We start from the raw sequence: 26652 nt of genomic DNA, 5'->3' as shown, positions 1-26652 counted from the left end.
AGAAGCGATTCCGGACGGACACCCTCCGCTTCATCGCGCCGACGTCAGCGGCAGTACCCGAGGAACGACAGCCAGTCCAGGCCGATCGCCTCACGCGGCCCGTCGACGACGGTCGCCGCGCCGGCCTTGTAGAGCTCCGCCTCACCGAACCCACCGGTGCGGAAGGTGATGCAGCGCAGCCCGGCACGCGAGGCGGCATCGACGTCATACACCGAGTCCCCGACCATCACGGCGCGCTCGGCGCGGCTGGCGCGCAGCGCGGCCTCCAGCACGTCCGGCTCGGGCTTGGACTCCTCGGCGTCATCGGAGGACACGACCGCCTCCAGAGCGTCCGCGACGCCCAGACGCTCGACGGCCTCATCGACGAACTCCCGCTCCCCCGAGGACGCCAGCGCGACGAGGAAGCCCCCGTTGCGCAGTTGCCGAATCAGCCGCTCCGCGCCGTCGAACGGCCGGGCCTCACCGCGCAGCGGCTCGTATTCCTGCCGCCAGCGTTCGCGCAGGTCATCGCCGTGGGCGCGCTCGGCGTCCTCGCCCAGCACCTCTGCCACCAACCGGTCCCCGCCCATCCCGATCGCGCGGTGGACCCGCCAGGTCGGCGCCGCCAGGTCGTATGCCGCGAACGCGCGCGCCCAGGCGATCGCGTGCAGGTAGGTCGAGTCGACGAGGGTGCCGTCGACATCGAGGACGACCACATCACGGCTCATGACGCAGCCCGCAGCTTCTTCAGCAGCGGCGCGGCCGCCTCGTCGAGGAAGCGCTGCTGGTCCTCGCCGCCGATCTGCACCAGGGCGATATCGGTGAAGCCGGCCTCCCAGTAGGCGGACACGGCCTCCACGATGCGGTCGAGATCCGGGCCGCAGGGCATGGCGTCAGCGACATCGTCCTCGGTGACATAGGCCGTTGCCGCGGCGAAACCGGCCGGCGTCGGGATGTCCGCGTTGACCCCGAATCCCCCTGCGAACCAACGGAACTGGTCGTGCGCGCGCTTCTTGGCCTCCGCCTCGTCGGGGCCCCAGCAGATCGGGATCTGGCCGATCGCCCGAGCCTTCTGCGGTATGCCGGGAGCCCCGGACGTCGCGTTCCACGTCTTGACGAGCTCGGCGGACGGTTCGACCGCGACGAGATGGTCCGCCAGCGGGGCGAAGCGTTCGATCGCGCGGTCGCCACCGACGGCCACCGCAATCGGCACCGGCTGGTCGGGCAGGTCCCAGATGCGCGCGGAGTTCACCTCGAAGTGCGTGCCGTGGTGGTCGATGAGCTCACCGGTGTGCAGTGCGCGGATGATCTCGATCGCCTCGGCCAGCTTGTCCTGGCGCACCGCGACCGAGGGCCAGGGGCCGACCGTGTGCTCGTTGAGGCTCTCGCCGCTGCCCAGACCGAGCACGAAGCGATCCTCGGAGAGCAGCGCCATGGTCGCGGCCTTCTGCGCCACGACCGCCGGGTGGTACCGCTGGGTCGGGCAGGTGACATAGGTCATCAGCTCGACCTTCTCGGTCGCCTGGGCAACGGCACCGAGCACGCTCCACGCATAGGGCGCGTGACCCTGCGAGGTGAGCCATGGCGAGAAGTGATCGCTCATCACCTCGAAGTCGAAGCCGACGCTCTCGGCGTGGGCCGCGTCGGCCACCAGTGCGCGTGGACCGGTCTGCTCGGTCATCAGCGTGTAACCGAAAGCGGGCATCCGTGCTACGCCTCCCTGAGTGAGGTGGATGGGGTTGGCACTCCCACGTTGCCGCATCGGTGCTGGTGCAAACTCGCCTCGAAAGGGTGGAATCGCCTGGCCAAGCGTCCATATCGGGCAGGTCTGAGGCGGCAGATGTCGGTGTGGGGGTTTACCGTCTAGGTATGCCGACCGACCTGCGTCCCCGCGTGGCGATCGTGAACGACTACGAAGTGATCGTTCACGGTGTGCGCGCCATGCTCGAGCCCTATCGCGACCACGTGCGCATCGTTGAGGTCGCAGCCTCCGAACCGGTCGAAGAACCGGTGGACGTGGCGTTATTCGACACCTTCTCCACCGCCAGCCCGTCCGCGCCGGAGCTGCAGACGCTGCTGGAAAACCCGTTGGTCGGCGCCGTGGCGGTCTATGCCTGGAACGTGCCGACCACCTACGTGCACGACGCGATCACCGTCGGCGTGCGCGGAGTGCTGCCCAAATCGCTGGAGCCCAAGGAGTTGGTGCGCGCGATCGAACGGATCGCTGCCGGTGAGATCGTCCGGCCGGCGGCCGGCATCACCGCATCCGGCGGTGCCAACGTGGGTCGGGACTGGCCGGGCCGCGCCGAGGGCCTCACTGAGCGCGAGGCTGACGTCATCGCGCTGATCAGCCAGGGTCTGTCGAATGACGAGATCACCCGGCGGCTCTACCTGAGCATCAACACGGTGAAGAGCTACATCCGCACCGCCTACCGCACGATGGGCGTCGCGTCGCGCAGCCAGGCGGTGCTCTGGGCGGTGCAGCACGGCTTCACCCAGTCCTCCGGGCACGTCGCGGTCAAATAGGCCTCACCAGGCGTCGCCGTGGAACTCATGTGACGGCGCCTCGCGTAGCAAGCCCCGGTAGGTGTGCTCCACCGGCTGCCCGTGATTGATCACCGCATCGACCTCGTGCGCGATGCGCATATCGACACCGTGGTGATCGGCCAGCTCCATCACCACCGATGACGACTTCACGCCCTCGGCGACCTGCTTGAGCTCCGCGGCGATCTCCTCCAGCGTCCGGCCCTGCGCGAGCCGCACACCGACCCGCCGGTTGCGGCTGTGCGGGCTGGTGCAGGTCGCGATCAGATCGCCCATCCCGGACAGGCCGGAGAAGGTGCGCTCCTGGCCGCCCATCGCGACGCCGAGCCGGGACAGCTCGCGCAGCGACCGGGTAATGACCATCGCGCGGGTGTTGTCGCCCGCCTCGAGCCCGTCGCCGAAACCGGTGGCGATCGCAAACACATTCTTCAAGGCGCCCGCGACCTCGACGCCGGTGACATCGGTCGAGGTGTAGACCCGGTAGAGCTTGGAGCTCAGCAGCCGTTGCAGCGATTGCGCCAAATGGTGGTCGGGCATCGCCAAGGTGGCGGCAGCGGCATACCCCTGCACGATCTCGCGGGCGATATTCGGCCCGTTGAGCACGCCGACGGGGTGACCGGGCAGCACCTCGCTCACCACATCGGTGATCCGTGACCGCGTCCCCTGCTCCAGGCCCTTGACCAGCGACACGATCGGCACCCACGGGCGCAGGTGGTCGGCCGCCTCGGTCAGCACCGCGCGGCAAGCGTGCGAGGGCACGCCGAGCACGAGCACGTCGGCGGTCTCGACCGCCTCCTGCAGATCGGCGGTGGCGCGCAGCCGCGGGTGCAGCGGCAGGTCATCGAGATAGCGGGAGTTGGTATGCCGCTCGTTGAGCTCGGTGACCGTGTCGGCGTCCCGGGCCCACAACAGGGTCTCGGTGTTGCGCGTGGCAACCGACGCCACCGCCGTGCCCCACGAACCGCCACCCAGGACCGTCACCTTCGGTTGCCGCATCCGCGCTCCTCGTCCTCGCCGCTGGTGCGCCGACTCTAGGGCCCGGGGAGCCGCTAGGTGGCCGCTTCGCGGAACGGCATCGACGCGTCCGGACCGACCGCCACATACTGACGCGGTGAGCCAGTACCTCAGCTTCGTGCTCTTCGCCGCCGTGGTCGCCATCGCACCCGGACCCGACACCTTCCTCACCCTGCGCAACACGGTGATGGGCGGGCGTGGCCGCGGGCTGTGGACGACCTTCGGCATCTGCTCGGCGGGCGCGACCCAGGGAGTGCTGGCCGCGCTGGGGCTCGGCGCGATCATCGCCCGCGCCGAGCCGGTCTTCCAAGCCATCCGCTGGGCCGGCGTCGCCTATCTGACCTACCTCGGTTTCCTCGCGCTGCGCGCGGCCGTCCGCGGTCACGGGATGAACTGGGAGGCCACCGGGCTCGCCCCGCGCAGCCCCTGGCGCAGCTTCCGCCAGGGCTTCTTGTGCAATATCACCAACCCCAAGGTGCTGGCGTTCAATCTGGCTGTGCTGCCCCAGTTCGCCGGCGCCGACACCGGTATGGCGGGGCTGCTCGCCTACGCACTCACCCTCACCCTGGTCGGTCTGGTCGTGCTGCTCGCGGTGGTCGCCGGCGCGTCCCGGGCCCGCACGGTGCTGCAGGGCCGTCGCGCCCAGCGCACCATCGAGGGCGGCACCGGCGTGGTCATGCTCGGCTTCGCCGCGGTGCTTGCCGGCGACGACTAACTCCCGTCCCCGGGTGCCCCGGGGCGCTCACGCAGCGGTCAGGTCGGTCGGTCACACTGGTGCGGTCATGCAGTGCGACTACTACGACCGCGGCGCCTGCCGATCGTGCACCTGGATGAATGTCGGGTATGCCGACCAGCTCGCTCGGCTGGAGCAGATCACCGCAGGAGCGCTCGGCGACCTGGTGCCCGCGGATGTGTGGCTCCCGGTCGGCCACGGCCGCGAATCGGGCTTCCGCAACAAGGCGAAGCTGGTCGTCGGCGGCCGGCGCGGTGCGCCCACGCTGGGCATCCTCGACGGTGACTTCCGGGGCGTCGACCTGACCGGTTGCGGCCTCTACGAGCCCGGGCTGTCGATGGCGCTGCCGGCGCTAGCGCAGTTCGTCGCCGAGACCGGACTCACGCCATACGACATCCCCCGGCGGACCGGTGAGCTCAAGCACCTGATCGTCACCCACTCCCCCGCCGGCGAACTCATGGTGCGCTTCGTGCTGCGCTCCCCTGGTCAGCTGCGCCGCCTCGAGGACGGGCTGCCCGATCTGCTTGCTGCAGTGCCGGGGCTGCGCGTGGTGACCGCGAACCTCCAGCCGGAGCACAAGGCCGTCCTGGAGGGGCCGGACGAGGCAGTGCTCACCGACCAGCTGACGCTGCCGATGCCGGTCAACGACGTCGTCCTGCACCTCGGGCCGCGCAGCTTCTTCCAGACCAACACCGAAATGGCTGCGCTGCTCTACCGACAGGCGGCCTCGTGGATCGACGACGACCGCCCGAGCTCGGTGCTCGACCTCTACTGCGGTGTGGGTGGTTTCGCGATGCACGCCGCCGACGGGGTGCGCGCGGTGCGCGGCCTGGAGGTGTCGGCCGACGCGGTCCGGTGCGCTGAGCGGTCGGTGCGGGAGAACGCAAAACCGTTGGGCGACATACGTTTTGAGACGGCCGATGCAGACGCGGAGCTGGCGATCGATGCGGAGACCGTGATCGTGAACCCACCCAGGCGCGGCATCGGCGCCGACCTGGCGGCAGCCATCGAGGCGAGCGACGCGCGCACGCTGATCTACTCCAGTTGCCATCCGGGCACCCTCGCGCGCGACCTGCGGGCGCTGCCGTCCTGGCGGGTGAATGCCGCGCGGCTGATCGACATGTTCCCGCAAACCACGCACGCCGAAGTCCTGATCCGGCTCGCCCGCGCCGCGTAGGGTCGGGCGGTATGACGATCGCCGTCGACATCCGGGTCACTGGGCAGGTCCAGGGTGTCAGCTTCCGCTACTACTGCGCGCAAGAAGCGCGCCGGCTCGGCGTGACCGGGCAAGTGGCCAACGAGTCCGACGGGTCGGTGAGCGGGCATTTCGAAGGTGACCAGCAGGCCGTCGAGGACCTCGTCGCCTGGTGCCGCACCGGTTCACCATCCGCCTCGGTCGAGGATGTGCAGGCCACGCCCGCACAGGTGCGCGGCGACAGCGAATTCACTACGGGCTGAAGGAGATTCACCGTGACCTTCTCGATCGTCGCGACCGATGGGACCGCCTATGGCGTCGCAGTCGCCAGCAAGTTCCTCGCGGTCGGGTCGGTGGTGCCGGGCGCCCACATCGGCGTCGGCGCGGTCGCCACCCAGTCCTACGCCAAGGTGTCCTATATCCCCGACGTGCTCGAGGCGATGGCAAGCGGCTCCAGCGCGGCGGGTGCTCTCGCGCACGCCACCGACGCCGACCCCGAACGCGAGGTCCGCCAGGTCGGTGTCGTCGGGCCGAGCGATCAGGCCAGTTTCACCGGCACGGACTGTATGCCGTGGTGTGGTGGCGTCACCGGGCGTGACGCCACCGGCGCGTTCGCGATCCAGGGCAACATCCTCACCGGGCCCGAGGTCGTCGCCGAGATGGAACGCGCCTGGCACGACAACGCCGGCCAGCCGCTGCCCCGCCGGATGATCGCCGCGCTCCTCGCCGGGGACGCCGCGGGCGGTGACAAGCGGGGCCGGCAGTCGGCAGCCGTATATGCCGTGGCTCCCGATGCCGGTTATGACCACAGCGGCGTGCTCGCCGACCTGCGCGTCGACGACCACCCGCAGGCTCCGACCGAGCTGGCCCGACTGCTCGACCAGCAGGAGCTCTACTTCGGTGGACCCGAGGACGTGCAGCCGCTCACCGGAGAGCTACGCGACGAAGTGGTAGACCTGTTGCGCCGCAACGGGTTTGACTCGGGCAAGCTCGACACCGACCTGGCCGACTGGATGGGCGAGGTCAATCTCGAGACCCGGTGGACGACCGACGGGATCGACGCCCGGGTGCTGCAGCAACTGCGAGGCACCGGAACCAGAGACGCTGGTCAGTAGCCCGCGCCCGGGTTGAGCAGTCCGTCCGGGTCGAGCGCGTTCTTGATCCTGGCGTGCAGGTCCATCACGTCCGGGCCGAGCTGTTCGGCCAGCCACGGCCGCTTGATCCGGCCAATGCCATGCTCGCCGGTGATCGTGCCGTCCAAGGACAGCGCGAGCCGCATGATCTCGTCATACGCCAGGGCCGCCCGATCACGACAGTCGGGATCGGCAGGGTCGAGCACGATGATCGGATGGGTGTTGCCGTCACCGGCGTGCGCGACCACCGGGATCCGCAGTCGATGGCGCTGCGCGATCGCACCGATGCCGCGCACGAGGGCTGGCAGCGCGGGCAGCGGCACTCCGACGTCCTCGAGCATGAGCGGCCCGAGGCGGTCCAGCGCCGGGAAGATCGCCCGTCGTGCGGCGACGAACATCTGCGCCTCCTCCGGGTCATCGGTGCTGAAAACCGCTGTGGCGCCGTGCTTTTCGCAGGCTCGCTGGGCCACCTCGAGCTCCAGCTCACGAGCCGCGCCCGGCGCGTCGGTCTGGATCAGCAGCAGCGCACCCGCGGCCCGGTCCAGACCCATTGACTGGAAGTCCTCGACCGCGTTGATCGACGCGTTGTCCATCAGCTCGACCATCGAGGGGCGCACCGCGCTGCAGGTCTCGACGACCGCGGCGGCGGCCTCGTCAGGGGTGGCGAAGAGCGCCACCAGGGTCGCGGGCGGTGGCAGCTCGGGCACCAGTCGCAGCACGATCCGGGTGACGACGCCGAGCGTTCCTTCGCTGCCGACGAAGAGCTGCAGCAGGGACAGTCCGGCGACATCCTTCAGCCGAGGGCCGCCGAGGCGCGCCAGCCGGCCGTCCGCCAGCACCACATCGAGGCCGAGCACGTAATCACGGGTGACCCCGTATTTCACGCAGCACAGTCCCCCGGCGTTGGTCGCGACATTGCCGCCGATCGAGCTGATCTCGACCGAGGACGGATCGGGCGGATACCACAGCCCGTGCTCGGCCGCCGCCTGCTTCACCGCGATGTTCAACGCTCCCGGCTCGACCACGGCGGTCCTGGTGTCGGGGTCGATCGCGATGCCGGTCATCCGGTCGAGTGCGAGGACGATGCTGCCCTGCTGAGCGCTCGCCCCACCGGAGAGGCTGGTGCCCGCGCCGCGCGGAATCACCGGAATGCGTTGTGCCGCAGCCCATTTCATCGTCTGCTGCACCTGCTCGGCGGTGACCGGCCGGACCACGGCGAGCGGTGTCTGCGCGGCGGGGTCGCGGCTCAGGTCGTAGCGGTAGGCCTCGAGCCGCTCCGGCGCGGTGCTCACCTGGTCGGCACCGATGAGGTCTCGCAACTCGTCCAGGATGTCCACCGGCTCAGCGTCACATATCCGCCTGCGCCCTGGGAACACCCGCACCCGAGGCGCGGTTGTCCCTTGCATGACCTCCCGCGTGCCGCTGTCCGTGCTCGACCTCGTCCCCGTCTCCCAAGGCATGTCCCGCACCGATGCGTTCGTCGCTTCTCGCGAGTTGGCAAAGTTGGCGGATTCCCTTGGTTACCAACGGTATTGGGTGGCCGAGCACCACGGCAGCGACACCTTCATGGCCTCGGCCACCTCGCTCGTGCTGGGTGACCTCGCCACCCGCACAACCGGCATCCGGCTCGGCAGTGGCGGCGTCATGCTGCCCAATCACGCGCCGCTCATGGTCGCTGAGTACTACGGCACCCTCGCCACGATGTATGGCGACCGCTTCGACCTGGGCCTGGGTCGGGCTCCCGGCACCGACCCGATGACGGCCGCAGCGCTGCGGCGCAACCACGGTGAACTCGACACCTTCGCCCGCGACGTGCTCGATCTGCAGCACTACCTCGGCGAAGGACATGCCAGCGGGGTGCGTGCCGTGCCCGGCGAGGGCACCGACGTGCCGATGTGGATGCTCGGCTCGTCCACCGGCGGTGCCCAGGTCGCAGCGGCGCTCGGACTGCCCTTCTCCTTCGCTTCGCATTTCGCGCCGCAGCAGATGGAGCAGGCAATCGCGTTGTACCGCAGCGCTTTTCGCGCCGACGCTCCAACCGCGCAGGTCGAGCGGCCGACCGTGATGGCCGGTGCCAATGTGCTCATCGCGGACACGCACGAGGAGGCGGTGCGTGAGTTCACCACCAGCCAGCTGATGCGGGTGCGCATCCGCACCGGGCAACTCGCTCCGCTGGACCCGCCCGCGGACCGGATCGAGGACGTCATACCAACCGAAGCCCTCGACCTCGCCGGCCGGCCGGACGGCCCGGCGACCTTCGTCGGCACCGCCGAGGAGGTGACCGAGGGGCTCACCGGATTCGTCGAGCGGCACGGCCTGGACGAGGTGATTGTGGCGACCTACACCTTCGAGCCAAAGGTGCGTCAGGCGTCGTATGCCGCCCTCGCGCGCGCCTGGGGCTTGACCGGACGCTGACCGTTCAGAGCGTGAGCAACACCTTGCCGGTGGTCCGGCGGCCCTCCAGAGCGGCATAGGCGTCGGCGGCCTGCTCGAGCGGGAAGCGTGCGCCGATGTCGACCTTGAGCGAGCCATCGGCGACGGCGTCGAGGATCTCGCGCGCTCGCCACTCGAGCTCGGCCCGGTCACCGAGGTAGTGCGCCAGGGTCGGCCGGGTGATGAAGAGCGATCCGTATTTGTTGAGCAGCTGCAGGTCGAAGGGCGGCACCTGCCCGCTCGCGCCCCCGAAGAGGGCGAGCAGCCCGCGCGGACGCAGCGACTTCAGCGATGCCTCGAAGGTCGCCTTGCCGACCCCGTCATACGCGACATCGACACCGCGGCCGGCGAGGGCCCGCACGGTGGCGGCGAGTTCGTCGGGGCGGCCGTCATATTGCCGGTAGTTGATGACGTGGGCGGCGCCGAGATCCTTGGCGATCTGCAGCTTCTCGTCGGTGCCCGCGGTGGCCACCACGCTGGCACCGCGCGCGGTGATCAGCTGCACCAGCAGCTGCCCGACACCTCCCGCCGCGGCGTGCACGAGCGCGATCTGACCCGGCTCGATCGGCCAGGTCGAGGTGACCAGATAGTGCGCGGTCATCCCCTGGAGCATCACCGCGGCCGCGGTGTCCAGGTCGACGCCGTCGGGCACCCGCACCGCGCGCTCGGCCGGGACGTTGACGAGTGCGGCCGCGCTGCCTGCCGATTGTGCCCAGGCGACGCGGTCGCCCTCGGCGAAGTCCTGGACATCGCGGCCGACGCCGACGACGGTGCCGGCCGCTTCCTCGCCCAGCACGAACGGCGTGTCCTGCGGATAGATGCCCTGCCGCTTGTAGACGTCGATGAAATTGACGCCGACCGCGGCCACCTGCACCTGCACTTCACCGGGTGCGGGTGGCAGCACGGGAGCGTCCTGCACGGCGAGGACGTCGCGGTCGCCGGGCTCGGTGACGATGAGGGAGCGGGTCATAGCTCCACCCTACGAGCGCCGGGGAGCAGGCCCAAGCGAGCAGCGATCAGGTGAAGCGCGATGGTTCTCCGGCGCCCACCCGGACGACCTGCGGATAGCCCTCGGAGAAGTCGACGACCGTCGTGGGGTCCACCCCGCACTCCCCCGAGTCGATGACCGCATCCACCTCGTGATCGAGGCGCTCCTTCACCGCCCAGCCTTCGGTCAGCGGCTCCTCCTCACCGGGCAGCAGCAGTGTCGAGGTGAGCATCGGCTCGCCCAGCCCGCGCAGCAGGGCCGAGACCACCGGGTGGTCCGGGATCCGCACCCCGACCGTGCGCTTCTTGGGGTGCATCAGCCGGCGCGGCACCTCCGAGGTCGCCGGCAGGACGAAGGTGTAACTGCCCGGCGTCGCCGCCTTCACCGCCCGGAACACCGCGTTGTCCAGCTGCACCAGTTGCCCGAGCTGAGCGAAATCGCTGCAGATCAAGGTGAAATGGTGTTTGTCGTCCAGCTGCCGGATGCGGGTGATCCGGTCCTTGGCGTCGGCATTGCCGAGCATCGCCCCGAGCGCGAAGCACGAGTCGGTCGGATAGGCGATCAGCCCGCCGTCGCGCAGGATCTGCAGCGCCTGCTCGATCCGCCGCGGCTGCGGGTCGACCGGGTGCACGTCGATGAGCCGGGCCATCTCACTCCCTCCCGGAGCTGATCCAGGCCGGGTTGTCGACGATATTGCGGTCGCCCTGCACCAGCCCGGCCACCGTGTCGAGGCGCGCCATTTGCTCGTCATCCAGCCGTATGCCGACCGCGCCCAGGTTTTCGATCATCCGCTCGGCAGTGCGCGACCCGGGGATCGGCACCGTGCTGGCGCCCAGCGCCGTGCCCTGATGCAGCAGCCAGGCGAGCGCGACCTGGGCGTTGGTCGCACCCACGGCCCGCGCGACCTCGGCCACCACGGCGAGGGCCTGTTGGTTGGCGTCCCAGCCTTCGCCCATCCGCGAGGTGCCGCCGCGGAAGTCGCCGGCGACTTGCTCCTGGGTGAGGGTGCCGGTGAGGAAACCGCGCCCGAGCGGGCTGTAGGGCACGAAGCCCACGCCGAGCTCGGCGCACGCCGGCACGACATACCGCTCGACGTCACGCGACCACAGGCTCCACTCGGACTGCACCGCGGTGATCGGGTGCACGGCGTGGGCGCGGCGCAGTTCGTCGGCGGTGACCTCGGACAGCCCGAGGTGGCGCACCTTGCCGTCGGCCACCAGTTGCGCCATCGCCCCGACCGTCTCCTCAACCGGCACGTCCGGGTCGGGACGGTGCAGGTAATACAGGTCGATGGTGTCCACGCCGAGCCGGCGCAGCGACGCCTCGCACGCGGATCGGACGTATGCCGGCCGCCCGTCGGTCGCCTTGGAATCATCGGTGCCGCCCTTGCCCCAGCGCGCACCGAGGATGCCGAATTTGGTGGCCAGCTGCACCTCGTCGCGGCGGCGGGCCAGCAGCGGCGCGAGCATCTCCTCGTTGGTGCCGGACGGTCCGGTGGTGCCCTCCCGTGGCTCGCCATACACATCGGCGGTGTCGAGGAAGGTGATGCCGGCATCGATTGCGGCGTCGAGGGTGGCGCGGGCCGCGTCATCGCTGGTGCCGCCGTAGACATGCGACAGCGCCATACAGCCAAAACCGATGGGCGAGACGGTGAGATCTGCGAGCTGGACGGTCGACATCGGTGAATCTCCTTGTCGCTCAGTCGTTCTCGGGTGGAACAGGTCAGTCGATGTGCATGGTGACGTCGGTTGGGAGCAGCACCGTGCGGCTGACCGTGCACAGCCGGTCGTGGGAGTCGTGCACCGACTTGGGCAGGATCGCGCGGGCCGCGTCACCCTGCTCGCCCTCGGGGAAGCGCACGGTAAAGGTCACATCGATCGGACCCATGTGGTTGCCCTGCTCGTCGCGGAGCTTGTCACCCTCGGCAACGACGTCGAACTGGGTCGGCTCGGACCGGCGGGTGGTGAAGATGTCCACGTCGATCGCCGAACAGCCGGCGATGGCGGCGAGCAGTAACTCGACGGGCGTGAACTGCTCGTCACCGCCACTGCCGAAGTCAAGGGTGCCGCCACGCGCGTTGATCGCCTGGAACTTGCCGGCAGCGGTGCGCTGCAACGACACGGAGCGGTGAGCATCGGAGTTCGTCATACGTCCAGCCTGCCATTAGCGTGGGGAGCCGTGAACGCCGCCGAGAACACCAACAGCCTCGTCCTCATCCGCCACGGCGAGACCGAATGGTCCAAGTCGGGACGACACACCGGCCTGACCGACCTGCCCCTGCTGCCGGTCGGCGAGGACGGCGCCCGCCGCGCCGGTGATCTGCTGACGGGGATGTCCTTCGTGGCCGTCTTCAGCTCGCCGCTGATCAGGGCGCGCCGGACCGCGGAACTGGCGGGCCTGACCGGCATACAGCTGGACGATGACCTGCTCGAGTGGGACTACGGCGGCTACGAGGGCCTGACCACCCCGCAGATCCGCGAGCAGACCGGCGACCCGGACTGGGAGATCTTCAAGAACGGCGTCGTGCCCGGCAAGACGCCCGGCGAGACCGTCGAGGATGTGGCCGCCCGCGCCAGTCACGTCGTGCAGCGGGCGATGCCGTTGCTGCAGAAGGGGAATGTCGCCCTCGTGGCGCACGGCCACCTGCTGCGCATCCTCACCGCGGTGTTCTTGCGCCAGGAGCCGCGCTTCGGCGCGCAGCTGATGCTCGACGCGGGTGCGGTGTCCAAGCTCGGCTTCTACCACGGCAAGCCGGCGCTGCAGGTGTGGAACCGGCAGACCCGGGAGTGACTCAGCCCGGCAGCTCCCACTCGTGCACCGGGACATTGTCCGACATCCCGACGAGATAGAGCTCGAGCATCTTCGCCAGCGCATCGGTGCGCTGAAGTCCTTGTGCCTCAAGGGCTTTCACGCAGGCGATCTGCCAGCTCGCACCGTTGACCCCTGCGCGACAGCGGCCCTCGATCACCCCGAGATAGCGCTCGCGGACACTCGGCGCCACGCCCCACTGCTCCAGCCCTTCGTGAGCCAGCGGCAGCAGATGCCGCAGCACGAGTTCGTCGGCCGAGACCTCGCCGAAGCCGGGCCAGTAGACCTTGGCCTCGATGCCGTGCCGGGCGCATTCGTAGAAATTCTCGGTGGCCGCGGCATAGCTCATCCGGGTCCAGATCGGCCGCTCGTCCTCGGCGAGCATCCGCACCACGCCGTAGTAGAACGCGGAGTTGGCCATCGTGTCGATGATCGTGGGACCGGCCGGCAGCACGCGGTTCTCCACGCGCAGGTGGGGCCGTCCGTCGACGATGTCGTAGATCGGCCGGTTCCAGCGGTAGACGGTGCCGTTGTGCAGCCGCAACTCGGCCAGCTCGGGCGCCTTGCCGGCCTCGAACAGCGCCACCGGGTCCTCATCGCTGGACTCCGGCAGCAGCGCCGGGAAATAGCGCACGTTCTCCTCGAAGAGGTCGAAGATCGAGGTGATCCAGCGCTCGCCGAACCACACCCGCGGGCGGACGCCCTGGTTCTTGAGTTCGATCGAGCGCACGTCGGTGGCCTGCTTGAAAACCTCGATCCGGTTCTCGTGCCACAGCTGCTTGCCGAAGAAGTATGGCGAGTTCGCACCGACCGCGAGTTGCACACCGGAGAAGGCCTGGGCGGCGTTCCAGTAGGACGCGAACTGCAGCGGGCGCACCTGCAGGTGCAATTGCACCGAGGTGCACGCGGACTCAGGGGCGATCGAGTCGGCATAGGTCGCCAGGCGCTCGCCGGACGGGCCTTCGATGTCGAGGAAAAGGTCCTCGCCCCGGGCCGCGAAGATCGCCTCGTTGAGGGCGGCATACCGCGCGTTGGCGCTCATCCACTCGGTGTGGAAGTGATCGGGCATGAGCGTCGGCAGCATGCCGATCGTGACGATCCGAGCCCCGGCCTGCTGGGCCTGCTGGTCGGCCCGGTTGAGGCTGTCGCGCAGGTCCGCCTCCAGCCGCAGCGCCTCGTCGCCCGGCATCGGGCGGGGGCTGACGTTGAGCTCGATGTTGTACTGGCCCAGCTCGGTTTGGTAGTCGGGATCCGAAATCGATTCCAGCACAGCGGCATTGACCATCGCAGGCTGCATGTCGGAGCCGACCAGGTTGAGCTCGATCTCCATGCCGGTGAGCTGGCGGTCGAACTCGAAGCCGCGGGTGTGCAGCATCCGTTCGAAGACGTCGAGATCCTGGCGGACCTTCTCGCGGTAGCGCTGGCGCTGCTCGCGGGTGAAGGGGGTCCCTTCGATGTCGGCACCCATGCGTCCTCCTCCGTCGGGCCCTGGCGTGCGGCCAACCTAACGGTTCGGACCGGCGATATGGGGCGAGCCAGGGCGGCGCGCGAGCGACCTCCGGGAGGTTGTCGGTGGTCTCTCCTAGCCTGCTGGACATGCGGTTGTTGCACACCTCCGACTGGCACCTGGGACGCTCGTTCCACGGTGTCGGGCTGCTCGATGCCCAGGCGACATATCTCGAGCACCTGGTGCAGGTCGTGCGCTCCGAGCGGGTGGACGCGGTGCTGGTGTCGGGCGATGTCTACGACCGGGCGCTGCCTCCGCCCGACGCGGTGCGGGTGCTGGACGAGGCCGTCACCCGGCTGTCCGAGCTCACCCAGGTGGTGATCTCCAGCGGCAACCATGACTCGGCGACCCGGCTCGGCTTCGGCGCCGGCGTGCTCGAACGCAGCGGGGTCCACGTCCGCACCAGCCTCGCCTCGATCGGCCGCCCGGTGCAGGTCGCCGACGGCGTGATCTATCCGCTCCCCTACCTCGAGCCCTCGCTCACCGCCGAGCCGCTCGCGGCCGCCGAGCGCACCCACGCGGGCGTGCTGCGCGCGGCGATGCAGCGAGTGCGCGCCGACCTGACGTCCCGCACCGGTCCGAGCGTGGTGATGGCGCACGCCTTCGTCACCGGGGCCACCAGCAGCGATTCCGAGCGAGACATCGCCGTCGGTGGCGTCGCCGCCGTGCCCGCCGAGGTCTTCGACGGCATCTCGTATGCCGCCCTCGGTCACCTCCACCGGCCCCAGGCGGTCACCGACTCGGTCCGGTTCTCCGGTTCCCCGCTGGCCATGTCGTTCAGCGAGACCGGCCAGGTCAAGGAGTCGGTCCTCGTCGAGGCCACCGTTGCTGGCCTGCGGACCACCTCCATCGCGGCGCCGGTGCCTCGCCCCCTGGCCCGGCTGCGCGGCGAGTTGGCCGATCTGCTGAGCGACCCGGCATACGGCGAGGCCGAGCAGTCCTGGTGCGAAGTGACGCTCACCGATGCGAGCCGGCCGGCCGGAGCGATGGAGCAGTTGCGCCGACGGTTCCCGCACACGCTCGTCCTCGCCTTCGATGCTCCGGTGGGGTCGCGCTCGATCGGCTCCTACGCCACCCGGGTCAGGGACCGCGCCGACCTGGATGTGTGCTGCGACTTCCTCGACCATGTGCGCGGCCGCGACGCCGCCGACGACGAGCGAGCGCTGTTCGAGATCGCGCTCGAGCAGACCCGCACCGACCGCGCGCGGCGTGACGACGAGGGTCAGGTGGGTGCCGCGTGAGGCTGCATCATCTGCGGGTGCAGGCCTTCGGGCCGTTCGCCGCGGCGGCGGACGTCGACTTCGACGCCCTGGCCGAGCACGGGCTCTTCCTCGTGCACGGCCCGACCGGTGCGGGCAAGACCAGCATCCTCGACGCGGTCTGCTTCGCCCTCTTCGGCGAGGTGCCCGGCGCTCGACGCCGGCAGAGCCTGCACAGCGACCACGCGCCGGAGACCCGGCCGGAGGTGCAACTCGTCCTCACCGTCGCCGGCCGACGGTTGCGCGTCACGCGCTCCCCCGCCCACACCGCAGCCAAGAAGCGCGGCGGCGGCACCACGACCCGTCCGGCCCGGGTGCAGCTGGATGAGTTCAAGCACGGCGACTGGCAGTCGTTGTCGGCGCGGCTGGACGAGGTCGGCGATGTGCTCGACGGTCTGCTCGGTCTCAAGCTCGAGCAGTTCGCCCAGGTGGTGCTGCTGCCCCAAGGCGAATTCGCGACCTTCCTGCGCGCCAAGGCCGACGACCGGGCCGCGGTGCTGCAGCGATTGTTCGACATCAGCCGGTTCAGCGACGTCGAGACCTGGCTCGCGGCCCACCGCGCCGAGTTGCGCGCCGAGGTCGCCGCGGCGGACCGGGCGATCCAGGACGCCCTGCTGCGGGTCGAGGACCCGCTGTCGGTGCTCGACCTCAGCGCGCAGCCTGAGGTATGGCGTGACCTGCCGCCCGAGGGCCTCGCGCCGGCGATCCGCGCCACCCGGGAGGAAGTCTCGGCCCGGCTCACCGTGGCCATCGCCGAGGAGGACGCCGCCGCGCGGCGCGACGAAGCCGCCCAGTCGGCGCTTTCCGAGGCGACCGCGACCGATCGGCTCCAACGCCAGGCCGCCGATGCGCGCGCCACCCTGCAACGCCTCGACACCGATGCTGACGACCGCAGCGCCGATCGCGCCCGACTCGAGGCACATCGGCGCACCCTCGGGGTGCATCCGCTCGTGCGGGCCCGGGACCGGTCGGCCCGTCGGCTGGCCGACGCCCGCGACCGGCATACCGCCGCGGTGCGCGATCTGGTCGCGGCGACCCGGGACGACGAGCCCGCGGTGATCGCGCAGGCGATCGACGAGGGCACCGACGCGCTGTCGGCGCTGACCTCCATCGCCGACCAGCTCAGCGCGGCGACCACGACGGTGCGTCGCCTGGACGCCGCCGTCGTCGCCGCGCGCACCCAGACCGAGCGGCTGACCCGGCAGGCCGCCACGGTCGCCGAGCAGCAGGAGCAGGTCCGGGCCCAGGTGACCGCCGCCGAGCAGGACAGCGCCGGTCTCGATGCCGCCCGCGCCGCGATCAGCGCCGTCGACCGGTGGTTGCGGGCCGCTGGCGCGCGCGGTCAGCGACACGTGCAGCACGAGGCTGCGGCGGCTGCTTCGCGGACCGCCGCCACGCGGTATGCCGCCGCTGAGGAGCAGGCAATCTCGTTGCGCCGCAAGCGATTGGACGGGTTCGCGAGCGAGTTGGCGATCGACCTCACCGATGGCGCGCCCTGCCCCGTGTGCGGCAGCACCACCCATCCCGAGCCGGCGACCAGCGCTGAGTTGGTGACCGAGGAGGCCGTCGCCGAGGCCGAGCGAGCCGCGGCTGAGGCCCGGACCGAGCACACGCGTGCCGAGCAGGAGGCGGCAGCCGCGCGGGCGCGTCTGCGGGATGCTGACGACCTGCTCGCGGCCGAGGAGGCGCTCATTCGGCGTCTGCTGCGCGATTCCGCGAGCGCAGTGAGCGGGGACTCTGAGCAGGCGCCGGGCGGTGAGACCGTCGACGAGGACGCCGTCACCGCGCTGCGCACCCGGGCCGTGGACGCCGAGACCGAGGCGGCCGCCGCGGCCGAACTCCTCACCGCCCTGCGCGAGCGTGCCGACAACCTCGCCACCGAAGCCGGTGATACCGCGGTCGCGCTGGCGACGGCCCGTTCTGCGCTGGACACCCGCTCCGGCGAACTCGCCGCCGCCGAGCAACAACGGGATGCCGCCGCGCAGGCCAAGGCCGCCGCGCTCGCCGACCATGCAGCACGGTGCGCCTGTGGTGGTCGCGGTGACGAGACCGTCGCCGTTCATGCGAGCGCGGTGCGCTTGGTGGCCGCCGTTGGAGAGCACGAGCGCGCCCTCAGCTCCGCCGAGGAGGTGCACGCCGCCGACCGCGACGCGCTGTCGACGGCCCTGTCCGACTCCGGCTTCGAGGACGCCGGCCAGGTGCTCGCCGCCCACCTGGCGGCGGCGGAAGCCGCCGCGATCGATGCTCGACTGCAGGCCGCCGAGCAGGAGCGCGCCAAGGCCACCGGCTTGCTCGAGAGCGCCCCGGTCGTCGCGGCGATCGCCCATGGCCCGGTGGACCTGCCCGCCGCGATCGAGATCGCGCACGCCGCGCGCCAGCAGGCCCGTGTCGCGCACCTCAGCGTGGAGCGGGTGCGGTCGGCGCTGACGGCGCTCGATCAGTGCCTGGAACGGGTGGGCACCACCCTCGAGGAGTCCCGTGCGGCGCGTGCTGCGCTCCCGACCACCGAAAAGCTGACCGATGCGGTCCTCGGTGTCGGCGGGGACAACGCGCTGCGGATGCGGCTCACGTCATACGTCCTGGCGGCCCGGCTGGAAGCCGTCGTCACCCTCGCCAACGAACGCCTGCGGGTGATGACCGACGGGCGCTACCTGCTCGAGCACACCGACGCGCTCGCGGCGCGCGGGGCCCGCAGCGGGCTCGGGCTGCAGGTGCGCGACGCCTGGACCGGCACGGTGCGCGACACCGCGACGCTGTCCGGCGGTGAATCCTTCGTGGTGTCGCTGGCGCTGGCCCTGGGGCTCGGCGAGGCCGTGCTGCACACCACCGGTGGCCGGCCGCTGGAGACCTTGCTGGTCGATGAGGGGTTCGGCAGCCTGGACGAGGACGCGCTCGAGACGGTGATGAGCGTGCTCGATGACCTGCGAGCCGGTGGCCGCACCGTCGGCGTGGTCAGCCATGTCGGCGAACTGCGCGGCCGCATCCCCGCCCAGATCGAGGTCGCCAAGGGCGAAACGGGGTCGCGGATCACGGTGCGTCTCGCCGCGTCCTGCGACGTGGCCTGACCCAACCGTGAAAGGCTGGCGCCGTGCGCCAGATCAAGCAGTCCAAGAAGTTGCAGGGCGTCCGGTATGACGTCCGCGGCCCGATCCTCGTGGAGGCCCAGCGCCTGGAGAACGAGGGCCACAAGATCCTCAAGCTGAACATCGGCAACACCGCGCCGTTCGGTTTCGAGGCACCCGAGGCGATCGTCGCCGACATGATCCAGGCCTTGCCCGAGGCCCAGGGGTACTCCGACTCGCGCGGGATCTACTCGGCGCGCACCGCGGTCGCGCAGTACTACCAGTCCAAGGGTTTCCGCGATGCCGTCGTCGACGACGTCTTCATCGGCAATGGCGTGTCCGAGCTCATCTCGATGGTGCTGCAGACCTTCCTCGACGACGGCAACGAGGTGCTGGTGCCGGCGCCGGACTATCCGCTGTGGACCGGCGCGGTGACGCTGTGCGGCGGCACCCCGGTGCACTACCGGTGCGATGAGGACAACGGCTGGAATCCCGATCTCGCCGACCTCGAGGCCAAGGTCACCGAGAACACCCACGCGATGGTCATCATCAACCCCAACAACCCGACCGGCGCGGTCTATTCGGCCGAGACGCTGCGCGGGATGATCGATATCGCCCGGCGCCACGACCTGGTCGTGATGGCGGACGAGATCTACGAGAAGATCCTCTTCGACGACGCGGTGCACCACCACGCGGCGACCTTCGCCGGCGATGACGTGCTGTGCCTGACCTTCAGCGGGCTGTCGAAGGCCTACCGGGTGTGCGGCTACCGCGCGGGCTGGGTGTGGATTTCCGGGCCGAAGCACCTAGCCGGGGACTTCCTCGAGGGCCTCACCCTGCTGGCGAATATGCGCATGTGCGCCAATGTGCCCGCGCAGCACGCGATCCAGACCGCCCTCGGCGGCTACCAGTCGGTCAACGAACTCATCGTGCCCGGCGGCCGCTACTACGAGCAGGCCAAGCTCGCCGCGCGCTTGCTCAACGACATCCCCGGGGTCAGCTGCGTCGAACCGCAGGGCGCGCTCTACTGCTTCCCGCGGCTGGACCCCTCGGTCTATCCGATCGACGACGACCAGGCCTTCGTGATCGACCTGCTGCGGGCCAAGAAGATCCTGGTCACCCACGGCACCGGCTTCAACTGGTTCGAGCCCGACCACTTCCGGCTGGTCACGCTGCCCGATGTCGAGGTGCTCACCGAGGCGATCGGTCGCATCGCGGACTATCTGTCCAGCATGCGATGAGCGACCTGCAGTGCCCGGCCACGATCATCCTGGCCCGGCATGGCGAGGCGGTCTATGAGACCGATCGCTGGTATGACGACGGCGGCACCCTCACGGTCCTCGGCCGGTCCCAGGCCCGCGCCCTCGGCGAGCGGTATGCCGGGCGCCGCGTCGCGCACACTTACGCGTCCACGATGGCTCGCGCTGTGCAGACTGCCGAGCTGGCGGCAGCGGTGCTCGGCGTGGCCGTCACGACGCGAAATGCGTTGCAGGAGTTCACAGTTGGCGACTTCGAAGGCGCAGATCGCACGACCGATCCGTTCGCGCCGATCTACGCCCAGTGGCTGGCCGGTGATCTCCAGGCGCGCGTCCCGGGCGGCGAATCCGGCCTCGAGGTGGTCACCCGGCTGCGCACCGTGCTGGGTGATATCGCCGATCTGCACCGGGGCGAGACGGTGCTGGTCGTCAGTCATGGCGGCATCCTGCGACTCGGCATACCGGCGATGGCGCGGATCGCGCCCGGCGTGGTGGCCGCTCAACTCGGCAACACGGCCACTGCCGTGGTCGACCTCGACGCTGACGGCGCCGTCTGCACGGCCTGGGACCGATCTGCCTGAGGCTCAACGCGATTCGTCACCTGGACGATTGCGGGCGCGCCACTCTACCGCCGTCATCTCGTATTCGACCTCGCCCTGGTCGGCGCCGGGCAACGGATCTTCGAAGGACGGATAAAAGGTGCGCGTATGCCGCATTCCGAGCGCCGCCATCACCGCGCGGGAGCCGGCGTTGACCGCCATCGTCTGGGCCAGCACGCGACTCTGCCCGACGGTGTCGAAGGCGTGCGCGAGCAGCCGTCGTGACGCCTCCGTGGCGAGCCCGCGTCGCCATACCTGCCGACGAAACCGATAACCCAGCTCGCCCACCGTCGGGTCGTCCGGCTGGTCTGGTCCATGAGCCGGCGGCAACATCATCAGGCCTAAGAACTCACCATCCTCCTCAGCGGCGGGCGCCCGCGATCCCCGAGCTCCACCGTCAACACCGAACGCGACCCAATACCCGAGGCCGTCGACCCGTCGACCGAGTTCCATCCGTTCGGCATGGGCCCGCCGCACCTCGTCGGCCGGGCGAGGGCGACCGAAGAGGAAACGCAACACCTCCGGGTCGGAGTCGAGCTCGATCTCTAAGCCGAGGTGACGGTCGGCCAGCGGCACCAAGAGCATCCGGTCGGTGGTGAGGATCGGCGCAGCCACCTCCCTACTGTGCTCGATGCGCTGCGGCCCGGCCACCGACTTTCCGACGTTCAGCCGAAGGCATTCAGCGCGGGCGGCAAAAGCAGCAGCATCCCGAGGGACCAGGTGAGGTGGGTGATGATCGGCGCGAGGATGCCGCCGGTGACCCGGCGCTGCAACCCCGTCACCAGACCCAGCACCGCACCCGCGAGCACGAGCAGCGGCACACCCGAGAAGGCCGTGACGGCGGCATACGCGATGGTCGTGATCAGCACCGGATAGCGGCGGCCAACGGCAGCGAACGCCGCGCCGCGGAAGTAGAGCTCCTCGGCGATTCCGTTGACCGCGGTGAGCGCGGCCACCAACGGCAGCGAGCCGAAGCGGGCGTGATCGAGCAGGGCGTCGACCGGTCCGCGGAGCACCGGCACCCGGGCCACCACAATGGCGCCGATCAGGAAGACTCCGAGCAGCAGCAAGCCGACGACCAGCGGCTGCAGCACCGGGCGCACGTCATAACGGCCGTTGCGGGTGCGAGCGCGCCCGAGGTGCAGCGGCCCGGAGGACCACGCCCCCACGGCCCAGACGACGGCCAGCGCACCCGTCGCGGCATAGAACCGTGGATCGCCCGGCGGCACCCGCAGCGCATAGGCCAGCACGGCCGTGCCGATCACCAGGGTGACCACGGCGACCACCCGGCGGCGATGGAAGGCCGCGTCCGACTCCTGGTGGTTGCGGGGCACCGGGTCGATGAGAGCCGCGCGCACGAACTCGCGCAGTTCCTCCACCGGGGCGACCATTCCCCGATCCTTGCATCCGCACCCGGCGGCACGGGATGCAAGGATCATCTCCATGCCTCCAGCACGCCTCGCGCTCGTCACTGGCGCCACCGGTTACATCGGTTCTCGGCTCGTGCCCACCCTGCTCGACGCCGGCTGGCGGGTGCGCGTGCTGACCCGCAGCGCCGACCGGTTGTCCGAGCGCGCGTGGTCCTCCTCGGACCAGGTCGAGATCGTCGAAGGCGACGCCACCGACGAGGCGGCGCTCGCCCGAGCCTTGGCCGACGTGGACGTCGCGTACTACCTGCTGCACTCGATGGATGGCAAGGGCGACTTCGTCGAGCGCGACCGGCGGCTGGCCCGCAGCTTCGGACTCGCCGCGCGTGAGCAAGACGTCCAACGGATCGTGTACCTGTCCGGGCTGCACCCGGTCGACAACAAGCTGAGTGCGCATCTCGCTTCACGCGTCGAGGTGGGCGACATCCTGATGGACAGCGGCGTGCCGACCGCGGTGTTGCAGGCCGCGGTCATCATCGGCTCGGGGTCGGCGTCCTTCGAGATGCTGCGACACCTCACCCGGCGCCTTCCCGCCATGATCGCGCCGAAGTGGCTCGACAACCGCATCCAGCCGATCGCCGTGCGCGACGTCCTCTGCCTGCTCGTCGCGGCGGCCGACCTGCCCTCGCATCTCAACCGCACCTTCGACATCGGCGGCCCGGACGTCCTCACCTACCGCCAGCTGATCACGCGGTTCGCTCGCGTCGACGGGCTCCGTCGCCGGCTGGTCGTGACTTTTCCTGTGCTCACCCCGAAGTTGGCGAGCCTGTGGGTCGGTCTGGTCACCCCGGTCAGCACCGGGATCGCCCAGCCCTTGGTTGGGTCGCTGATCCACGAGGTCGTCTGCCAGGAGAACGACATCGCCGAGTATGCCGAGGGCTGTGCGCGCGACTTCCTCACCGTCGACGAGGCACTGCGCGCTGCCCTCGCGGGCCCGCGACGCGGCGACGGCCGCCCGCTGCCCGAGCCCGGTGAGGCCGATCCGGCCCAGCTCACCACCGCCGACCCGGAGTGGGCGGGTTAGGAGCAGCGCTCCACCGCCACAAAACGCCCAACTGGGCAATCCGCGCCAACCGGCCCGGCCCCCACCGGCACAAAACGCCCAACTGGGCGATCCGCGCCAACCGGCCCGGCCCCCACCGGCACAAAACGCCCAACTGGGCGATCCGCACCAACCGGCCCGGCCCCCACCGGCACAAAACGCCCAACTGGGCGATCCGCACCAACCGGCCCGGCCCCCACCGGCACAAAACGCCCAACTGGGCGATCCGCGCCAACAGATCAGCGCTGGCGGCCCATCACCACCGTGCCCTCACCGGTGCCCGGCCCGAGCACCCGCCAGCCTTCGGCGGCATACAGCCGGCGCGCCGGATCGTCGGCGTCCGCGGTCGTCTGCAGCAACCACCGAGGCTCGGGCCGATCGGCGAGCAGTGCACGCATCAGCGCGCGTCCGATCCCGTGGCTTCGATGCGAGGCAAGCACTCCGATGCTCACCAGTTCGAAATGATCGCCGAGCCACTCCTCGGCGACCGCCGCAGGCAGAGTGGACCGCACGTTGTCCGTCCACCACTGCCCGGCCTCACCGGTGTAGCCATAGGCAAAACCGACCAACGCCGAGTCGTCGTAGGCCCGGGCGAGCGCGAAGCCGGAGCGGGCGATGTGCTTGTCCCACACCGACTTTCGCCAGGTTGATTCGTCCGGCTGGTCGCCGAAGACAGCGTCGTAGACCGGCCACAGCTCGGCGGTATCCGCCGAGCCGACCGCGTCCACGACGGTGATGCGCATCAGTCCTCAAAGGCCTCGGGCGCCGGGCACGAGCAGATCAGATGGCGGTCGCCATATGCACCATCGATCCGGCGCACCGGCGCCCAGTACTTGCGCAGCGGGTCGACGCCGGCCGGGTAAGCCGCCTCGGCGCGGGTGTAGGGGTGGTCCCAGTCGGCGGTCAGCGACAGGGCGGTGTGCGGCGCGTGCCGCAGCACCGAGTCGGCGGCCGCGACCTTGCCGTCGATGACGTCCTGGATCTCGGCCCGGATGGCGATCATCGCCTCGCAGAAGCGGTCGAGCTCCTCCAGCGATTCGGATTCGGTCGGCTCGACCATCAACGTGCCCGCGACCGGGAAGGACATCGTCGGCGCGTGGAAGCCGTAGTCGATCAGCCGCTTGGCCACATCGTCCACGGTCACGCCCGACTCCTTGGTGAGCGGACGCAGATCGAGGATGCACTCGTGGGCGATCAGCCCGCTCTGCCCGGCATACAGCACCGGGAAGGAGTCGCGCAGGCGAGCCGCCACATAATTCGCCGACAGTATGGCGGTCTCGGTCGCCGCAGTCAGTCCCGCACCACCCATGAGCCGCACGTAGGCCCACGAGATCGGCAGGATCGACGCGGACCCGAAGGGCGCGGCGGACACCGGACCGACGCCGGTGTCGGGACCGGCTTCAGCCGACAACGGGTGGTTGGGCAGGTAGGGCGCGAGATGCGAGCGCACCGCGACCGGACCGACGCCGGGGCCGCCGCCACCGTGCGGGATGCAGAAGGTCTTGTGCAGGTTGAGGTGTGACACGTCGCCACCGAACTGGCCCGGCTGGGCGACGCCGACGAGCGCGTTGAGGTTGGCGCCGTCGATGTAGACCTGGCCGCCTGCTTCGTGCACGAGATCGCACAGCTCGGCGATGGTGTCCTCGAAGACGCCGTGCGTCGAGGGATAGGTCACCATGATCGCGGCGAGCGTCTCGCCATGCTGCTTCAACTTCAGCTTGAGGTCGTCCATGTCGACCTCACCGGTCGGGGCGGTCTTGACCACGACGACTTTGAGCCCGGCCATCACCGCCGACGCCGCGTTGGTGCCGTGAGCCGACGCCGGGATCAGGCAGACATTGCGCTCGGACTCGCCGTTGGCCTGGTGGTAGGCGTGGATCGCGAGCAGCCCGGCGAACTCGCCCTGCGAGCCGGCGTTCGGCTGCAGCGACACCGCGTCATACCCGGTGATCGCGCACAGCCAGCCCTCGAGGTCGTCGATGAGCTCGCGGATGCCGACGGTCTGATCGGCCGGAGCGAAGGGGTGCAGGTCGGCGAACTCCGGCCAGGTGATCGACTCCATCTCGGTCGTGGCGTTGAGCTTCATCGTGCACGAACCGAGCGGGATCATCCCGCGATCGAGGGCGTAGTCGCGGTCGGCCAGCGCGCGCAGATAGCGCAGCATGCCGGTCTCGCTGTGGTGGGTGTTGAACACTGGGTGGGTGAGGTAGTCCGAGGTGCGCACTAGCGCGTCATCCCAGATTTCGGTGCCATCGCTGGCCTGCGGGGCGTTGACGCCGAAGGCCGCCGCCACGGCCGCGAGCTGCTCGTCGGTCGTGGTCTCGTCGACGCTGACCGACACGTGGTCGGCGTCCACCCGCCAGATGTTGATGCCCCGGTCGAGTGCCGCCTCGACGACCGCATCGGAGCGGCCGGGGACGGCGACGGTCAGCGTGTCGAAGAAGCTCTTGTGCACCGGCTCGATGCCGCCCGCGCGCAGCGCCTCGGCCAGCCCGACCGCCTTGCCGTGCACATCCCGGGCGATCTGCGCGAGACCCTCGGGGCCGTGCCACACGGCATACATCGAGGCGATGACCGCGAGCAGCACCTGGGCTGTGCAGATATTCGAGGTCGCCTTCTCCCGCCGGATGTGCTGCTCGCGCGTCTGCAGAGCCAGCCGGTATGCCGGGGCGCCGTCCGCGTCGAGACTCACGCCGACCAGGCGCCCGGGCAGGGTGCGCTCGAGCCCGCTGCGCACCGACATGAACCCGGCGTGCGGGCCACCGAAGCCCATCGGCACTCCGAAGCGCTGGCTGTTGCCGACAGCGACATCGGCACCCCACTCCCCGGGCGGGGTGAGCAGGGTGAGGGCGAGCAGGTCGGTGGAGGCGGTGACGAGCGCGCCGGCGTCGTGCGCGGCGGCCGTCAGCGCCCGCCAGTCGACCACCTCTCCGGCGGCGCCGGGATATTGCACGACCACGCCGAAGACGTCACGGTCCCCAGCGGCGGCGCGCAGCCCGGCGGCGTCGCGCACATCGCGCAGGTCGGCGACGACGACGTCGATGCCGAGGGCGCCCGCGCGAGTCTGGGTGACGGCGACCGACTGCGGCAGCACCTGGGCGTCGAGCAGCAACACTGCGTCGTCGGCGACCTTGGCAGCCCGGCGCATCAGGGTCATCGCCTCGGCGACCGCGGTTGCCTCGTCGAGCAGGCTGGCACCGGCCGTCGGCAGTCCGGTGAGGTCGGATACGACGGTCTGGAAGTTGAGCAGCGCCTCCAGCCGGCCCTGGGAGATCTCCGGCTGATAGGGCGTGTAGGCGGTGTACCAGGCGGGGTTTTCCAGGATGTTGCGGCGCACCACCGGCGGGGTGTGGGTGCCGTAGTAGCCGAGGCCGATCATCGAGGTGAGCACCCGGTTGCGGGAGGCCTTCTCGCGCAGCTCGGCGATGACGGCCGGCTCGGACGCCGCAGCGTCAATGTCGAGTTCGCGGCCGGCGCGGATGCCGCCGGGGACGCTCTTGTCGATCAGCGCGCCGAGGCTGGACACCCCGATGGTGCCGAGCATCGTCGCGACGTCTTGCTCGCGAGGGCCGATGTGGCGGCGGACGAAATCGGGGCCGGCGTCGAGCGACATACCTGATCCTTTGCGGGCGGGGACGACGAGCGTCTCCCCCACTGTTGGACGCGGGCGCCC

At 70.2% G+C, this 26652-nt stretch carries 25 protein-coding genes; 12 read left to right on the top strand and 13 right to left on the bottom strand.

Going from position 1 to position 26652, the window contains the following annotated elements:
* Positions 1 to 44 precede the first annotated feature (44 nt).
* Positions 45 to 707, bottom strand: coding sequence for an HAD family hydrolase (locus tag G9U51_RS02955; RefSeq protein ID WP_166192931.1), 663 nt, complete (start codon positions 705 to 707; stop codon positions 45 to 47).
* Positions 704 to 1684: a TIGR03557 family F420-dependent LLM class oxidoreductase gene (locus G9U51_RS02950; protein WP_166192928.1), complete on the bottom strand. Its 981-nt coding sequence runs from the start codon at positions 1682 to 1684 to the stop codon at positions 704 to 706. Before G9U51_RS02950 ends, G9U51_RS02955 begins: the two co-directional genes overlap by 4 nt.
* Positions 1685 to 1848: 164 nt before the next feature.
* On the opposite strand from G9U51_RS02950, the gene G9U51_RS02945 reads away from it, so the two are divergent.
* Positions 1849 to 2505: a helix-turn-helix transcriptional regulator gene (locus G9U51_RS02945; RefSeq protein WP_166192925.1), complete on the top strand. Its 657-nt coding sequence runs from the start codon at positions 1849 to 1851 to the stop codon at positions 2503 to 2505.
* Positions 2506 to 2508: 3 nt separating this feature from the next.
* On the opposite strand, the gene G9U51_RS02940 is transcribed toward G9U51_RS02945, so the two are convergent.
* Complete coding sequence (locus G9U51_RS02940) at positions 2509 to 3519, bottom strand: NAD(P)H-dependent glycerol-3-phosphate dehydrogenase (protein WP_166192922.1); 1011 nt, start codon at positions 3517 to 3519, stop codon at positions 2509 to 2511.
* A gap of 115 nt (positions 3520 to 3634) precedes the next feature.
* Between G9U51_RS02940 and G9U51_RS02935 the strand changes: the two genes are divergently transcribed.
* The 4 genes from G9U51_RS02935 to G9U51_RS17750 all read left to right on the top strand — a co-directional run bounded on the left by G9U51_RS02935 (position 3635) and on the right by G9U51_RS17750 (position 6580).
* The gene (locus G9U51_RS02935) at positions 3635 to 4252 is read left to right on the top strand and encodes a LysE family translocator (protein ID WP_166192919.1); all 618 of its coding nucleotides are present in this window, start codon (positions 3635 to 3637) and stop codon (positions 4250 to 4252) included.
* A 67-nt stretch (positions 4253 to 4319) separates the two neighbouring features.
* Positions 4320 to 5447: a methyltransferase domain-containing protein gene (locus G9U51_RS02930; RefSeq protein WP_166192916.1), complete on the top strand. Its 1128-nt coding sequence runs from the start codon at positions 4320 to 4322 to the stop codon at positions 5445 to 5447.
* Positions 5448 to 5458: 11 nt separating this feature from the next.
* Complete coding sequence (locus G9U51_RS02925; protein WP_166192913.1) at positions 5459 to 5728, top strand: acylphosphatase; 270 nt, start codon at positions 5459 to 5461, stop codon at positions 5726 to 5728.
* 12 nt (positions 5729 to 5740) lie between these two features.
* A complete protein-coding gene (locus G9U51_RS17750; RefSeq protein ID WP_166192910.1) occupies positions 5741 to 6580 on the top strand; it encodes a DUF1028 domain-containing protein in 840 nt (279 codons plus the stop codon).
* Here G9U51_RS17750 and G9U51_RS02915 read toward each other — a convergent pair.
* Positions 6574 to 7935, bottom strand: a complete 1362-nt coding sequence (locus tag G9U51_RS02915) for an FAD-binding oxidoreductase (RefSeq protein ID WP_328823281.1) — start codon at positions 7933 to 7935, stop codon at positions 6574 to 6576. The genes G9U51_RS17750 and G9U51_RS02915 overlap by 7 nt on opposite strands.
* Before the next feature lie 67 nt (positions 7936 to 8002).
* On the opposite strand from G9U51_RS02915, the gene G9U51_RS02910 reads away from it, so the two are divergent.
* Positions 8003 to 9013, top strand: a complete 1011-nt coding sequence (locus G9U51_RS02910; protein WP_166192904.1) for an LLM class flavin-dependent oxidoreductase — start codon at positions 8003 to 8005, stop codon at positions 9011 to 9013.
* Positions 9014 to 9017: 4 nt separating this feature from the next.
* Here the strand turns inward: G9U51_RS02910 and G9U51_RS02905 are convergent, their stop codons facing one another.
* The 4 genes from G9U51_RS02905 to G9U51_RS02890 are packed head-to-tail and all read right to left on the bottom strand — an operon-like array spanning position 9018 to position 12167.
* Positions 9018 to 10001 carry a quinone oxidoreductase family protein gene (locus G9U51_RS02905; protein WP_166192901.1) on the bottom strand — a complete coding sequence of 328 codons (984 nt, stop codon included), beginning with the start codon at positions 9999 to 10001 and terminating at the stop codon, positions 9018 to 9020.
* Between the two features lie 46 nt (positions 10002 to 10047).
* Positions 10048 to 10668 carry an L-threonylcarbamoyladenylate synthase gene (locus tag G9U51_RS02900; RefSeq protein ID WP_166192898.1) on the bottom strand — a complete coding sequence of 207 codons (621 nt, stop codon included), beginning with the start codon at positions 10666 to 10668 and terminating at the stop codon, positions 10048 to 10050.
* Position 10669: 1 nt separating this feature from the next.
* Positions 10670 to 11698, bottom strand: a complete 1029-nt coding sequence (locus tag G9U51_RS02895; RefSeq protein WP_166192895.1) for an aldo/keto reductase — start codon at positions 11696 to 11698, stop codon at positions 10670 to 10672.
* Between the two features lie 43 nt (positions 11699 to 11741).
* Positions 11742 to 12167: an OsmC family protein gene (locus tag G9U51_RS02890; RefSeq protein WP_166192892.1), complete on the bottom strand. Its 426-nt coding sequence runs from the start codon at positions 12165 to 12167 to the stop codon at positions 11742 to 11744.
* A 30-nt stretch (positions 12168 to 12197) separates the two neighbouring features.
* Here G9U51_RS02890 and G9U51_RS02885 point away from each other — a divergent pair, with 30 nt between their 5' ends.
* On the top strand, positions 12198 to 12809 hold the full coding sequence (locus G9U51_RS02885; protein ID WP_166192889.1) for a histidine phosphatase family protein: 612 nt from the start codon (positions 12198 to 12200) through the stop codon (positions 12807 to 12809).
* 1 nt (position 12810) lies between these two features.
* On the opposite strand, the gene G9U51_RS02880 is transcribed toward G9U51_RS02885, so the two are convergent.
* Positions 12811 to 14295, bottom strand: coding sequence for a glutamate--cysteine ligase (locus G9U51_RS02880; protein WP_166192885.1), 1485 nt, complete (start codon positions 14293 to 14295; stop codon positions 12811 to 12813).
* 128 nt (positions 14296 to 14423) lie between these two features.
* On the opposite strand from G9U51_RS02880, the gene G9U51_RS02875 reads away from it, so the two are divergent.
* Genes G9U51_RS02875 through G9U51_RS02860 form a run of 4 tightly spaced genes read left to right on the top strand, consistent with a single transcriptional unit; the run spans position 14424 to position 20492 of the window.
* Positions 14424 to 15575: an exonuclease SbcCD subunit D gene (locus G9U51_RS02875; protein ID WP_166192881.1), complete on the top strand. Its 1152-nt coding sequence runs from the start codon at positions 14424 to 14426 to the stop codon at positions 15573 to 15575.
* Entirely contained in the window at positions 15572 to 18658 is a 3087-nt protein-coding gene (locus tag G9U51_RS02870) for an AAA family ATPase (RefSeq protein ID WP_166192878.1), read from the top strand. The genes G9U51_RS02875 and G9U51_RS02870 overlap by 4 nt, the downstream gene beginning before the upstream one ends.
* A gap of 23 nt (positions 18659 to 18681) precedes the next feature.
* The gene (locus G9U51_RS02865; protein WP_166192875.1) at positions 18682 to 19896 is read left to right on the top strand and encodes a pyridoxal phosphate-dependent aminotransferase; all 1215 of its coding nucleotides are present in this window, start codon (positions 18682 to 18684) and stop codon (positions 19894 to 19896) included.
* Positions 19893 to 20492, top strand: a complete 600-nt coding sequence (locus G9U51_RS02860; RefSeq protein ID WP_166192872.1) for a histidine phosphatase family protein — start codon at positions 19893 to 19895, stop codon at positions 20490 to 20492. Before G9U51_RS02865 ends, G9U51_RS02860 begins: the two co-directional genes overlap by 4 nt.
* Positions 20493 to 20495: 3 nt before the next feature.
* On the opposite strand, the gene G9U51_RS02855 is transcribed toward G9U51_RS02860, so the two are convergent.
* Positions 20496 to 21125: a GNAT family N-acetyltransferase gene (locus tag G9U51_RS02855; protein WP_166192869.1), complete on the bottom strand. Its 630-nt coding sequence runs from the start codon at positions 21123 to 21125 to the stop codon at positions 20496 to 20498.
* Between the two features lie 50 nt (positions 21126 to 21175).
* Positions 21176 to 21901: a CPBP family intramembrane glutamic endopeptidase gene (locus G9U51_RS02850; RefSeq protein ID WP_166192866.1), complete on the bottom strand. Its 726-nt coding sequence runs from the start codon at positions 21899 to 21901 to the stop codon at positions 21176 to 21178.
* A 52-nt stretch (positions 21902 to 21953) separates the two neighbouring features.
* On the opposite strand from G9U51_RS02850, the gene G9U51_RS02845 reads away from it, so the two are divergent.
* Complete coding sequence (locus G9U51_RS02845) at positions 21954 to 22961, top strand: SDR family NAD(P)-dependent oxidoreductase (protein ID WP_166192864.1); 1008 nt, start codon at positions 21954 to 21956, stop codon at positions 22959 to 22961.
* Positions 22962 to 23218: 257 nt separating this feature from the next.
* On the opposite strand, the gene G9U51_RS02840 is transcribed toward G9U51_RS02845, so the two are convergent.
* Positions 23219 to 23722 carry a GNAT family N-acetyltransferase gene (locus G9U51_RS02840; protein WP_166192861.1) on the bottom strand — a complete coding sequence of 168 codons (504 nt, stop codon included), beginning with the start codon at positions 23720 to 23722 and terminating at the stop codon, positions 23219 to 23221.
* Positions 23722 to 26592: an aminomethyl-transferring glycine dehydrogenase gene (gene gcvP, locus G9U51_RS02835; RefSeq protein ID WP_166192859.1), complete on the bottom strand. Its 2871-nt coding sequence runs from the start codon at positions 26590 to 26592 to the stop codon at positions 23722 to 23724. The genes G9U51_RS02840 and gcvP overlap by 1 nt, the downstream gene beginning before the upstream one ends.
* Positions 26593 to 26652 lie beyond the last annotated feature (60 nt).

It is taken from the genome of Metallococcus carri, from assembly GCF_011440275.1.
In the GTDB taxonomy this organism is placed as follows: Bacteria; Actinomycetota; Actinomycetes; order Actinomycetales; family Dermatophilaceae; genus Metallococcus; species Metallococcus carri.
This window is presented reverse-complemented; position numbering and strand designations above follow the sequence as displayed.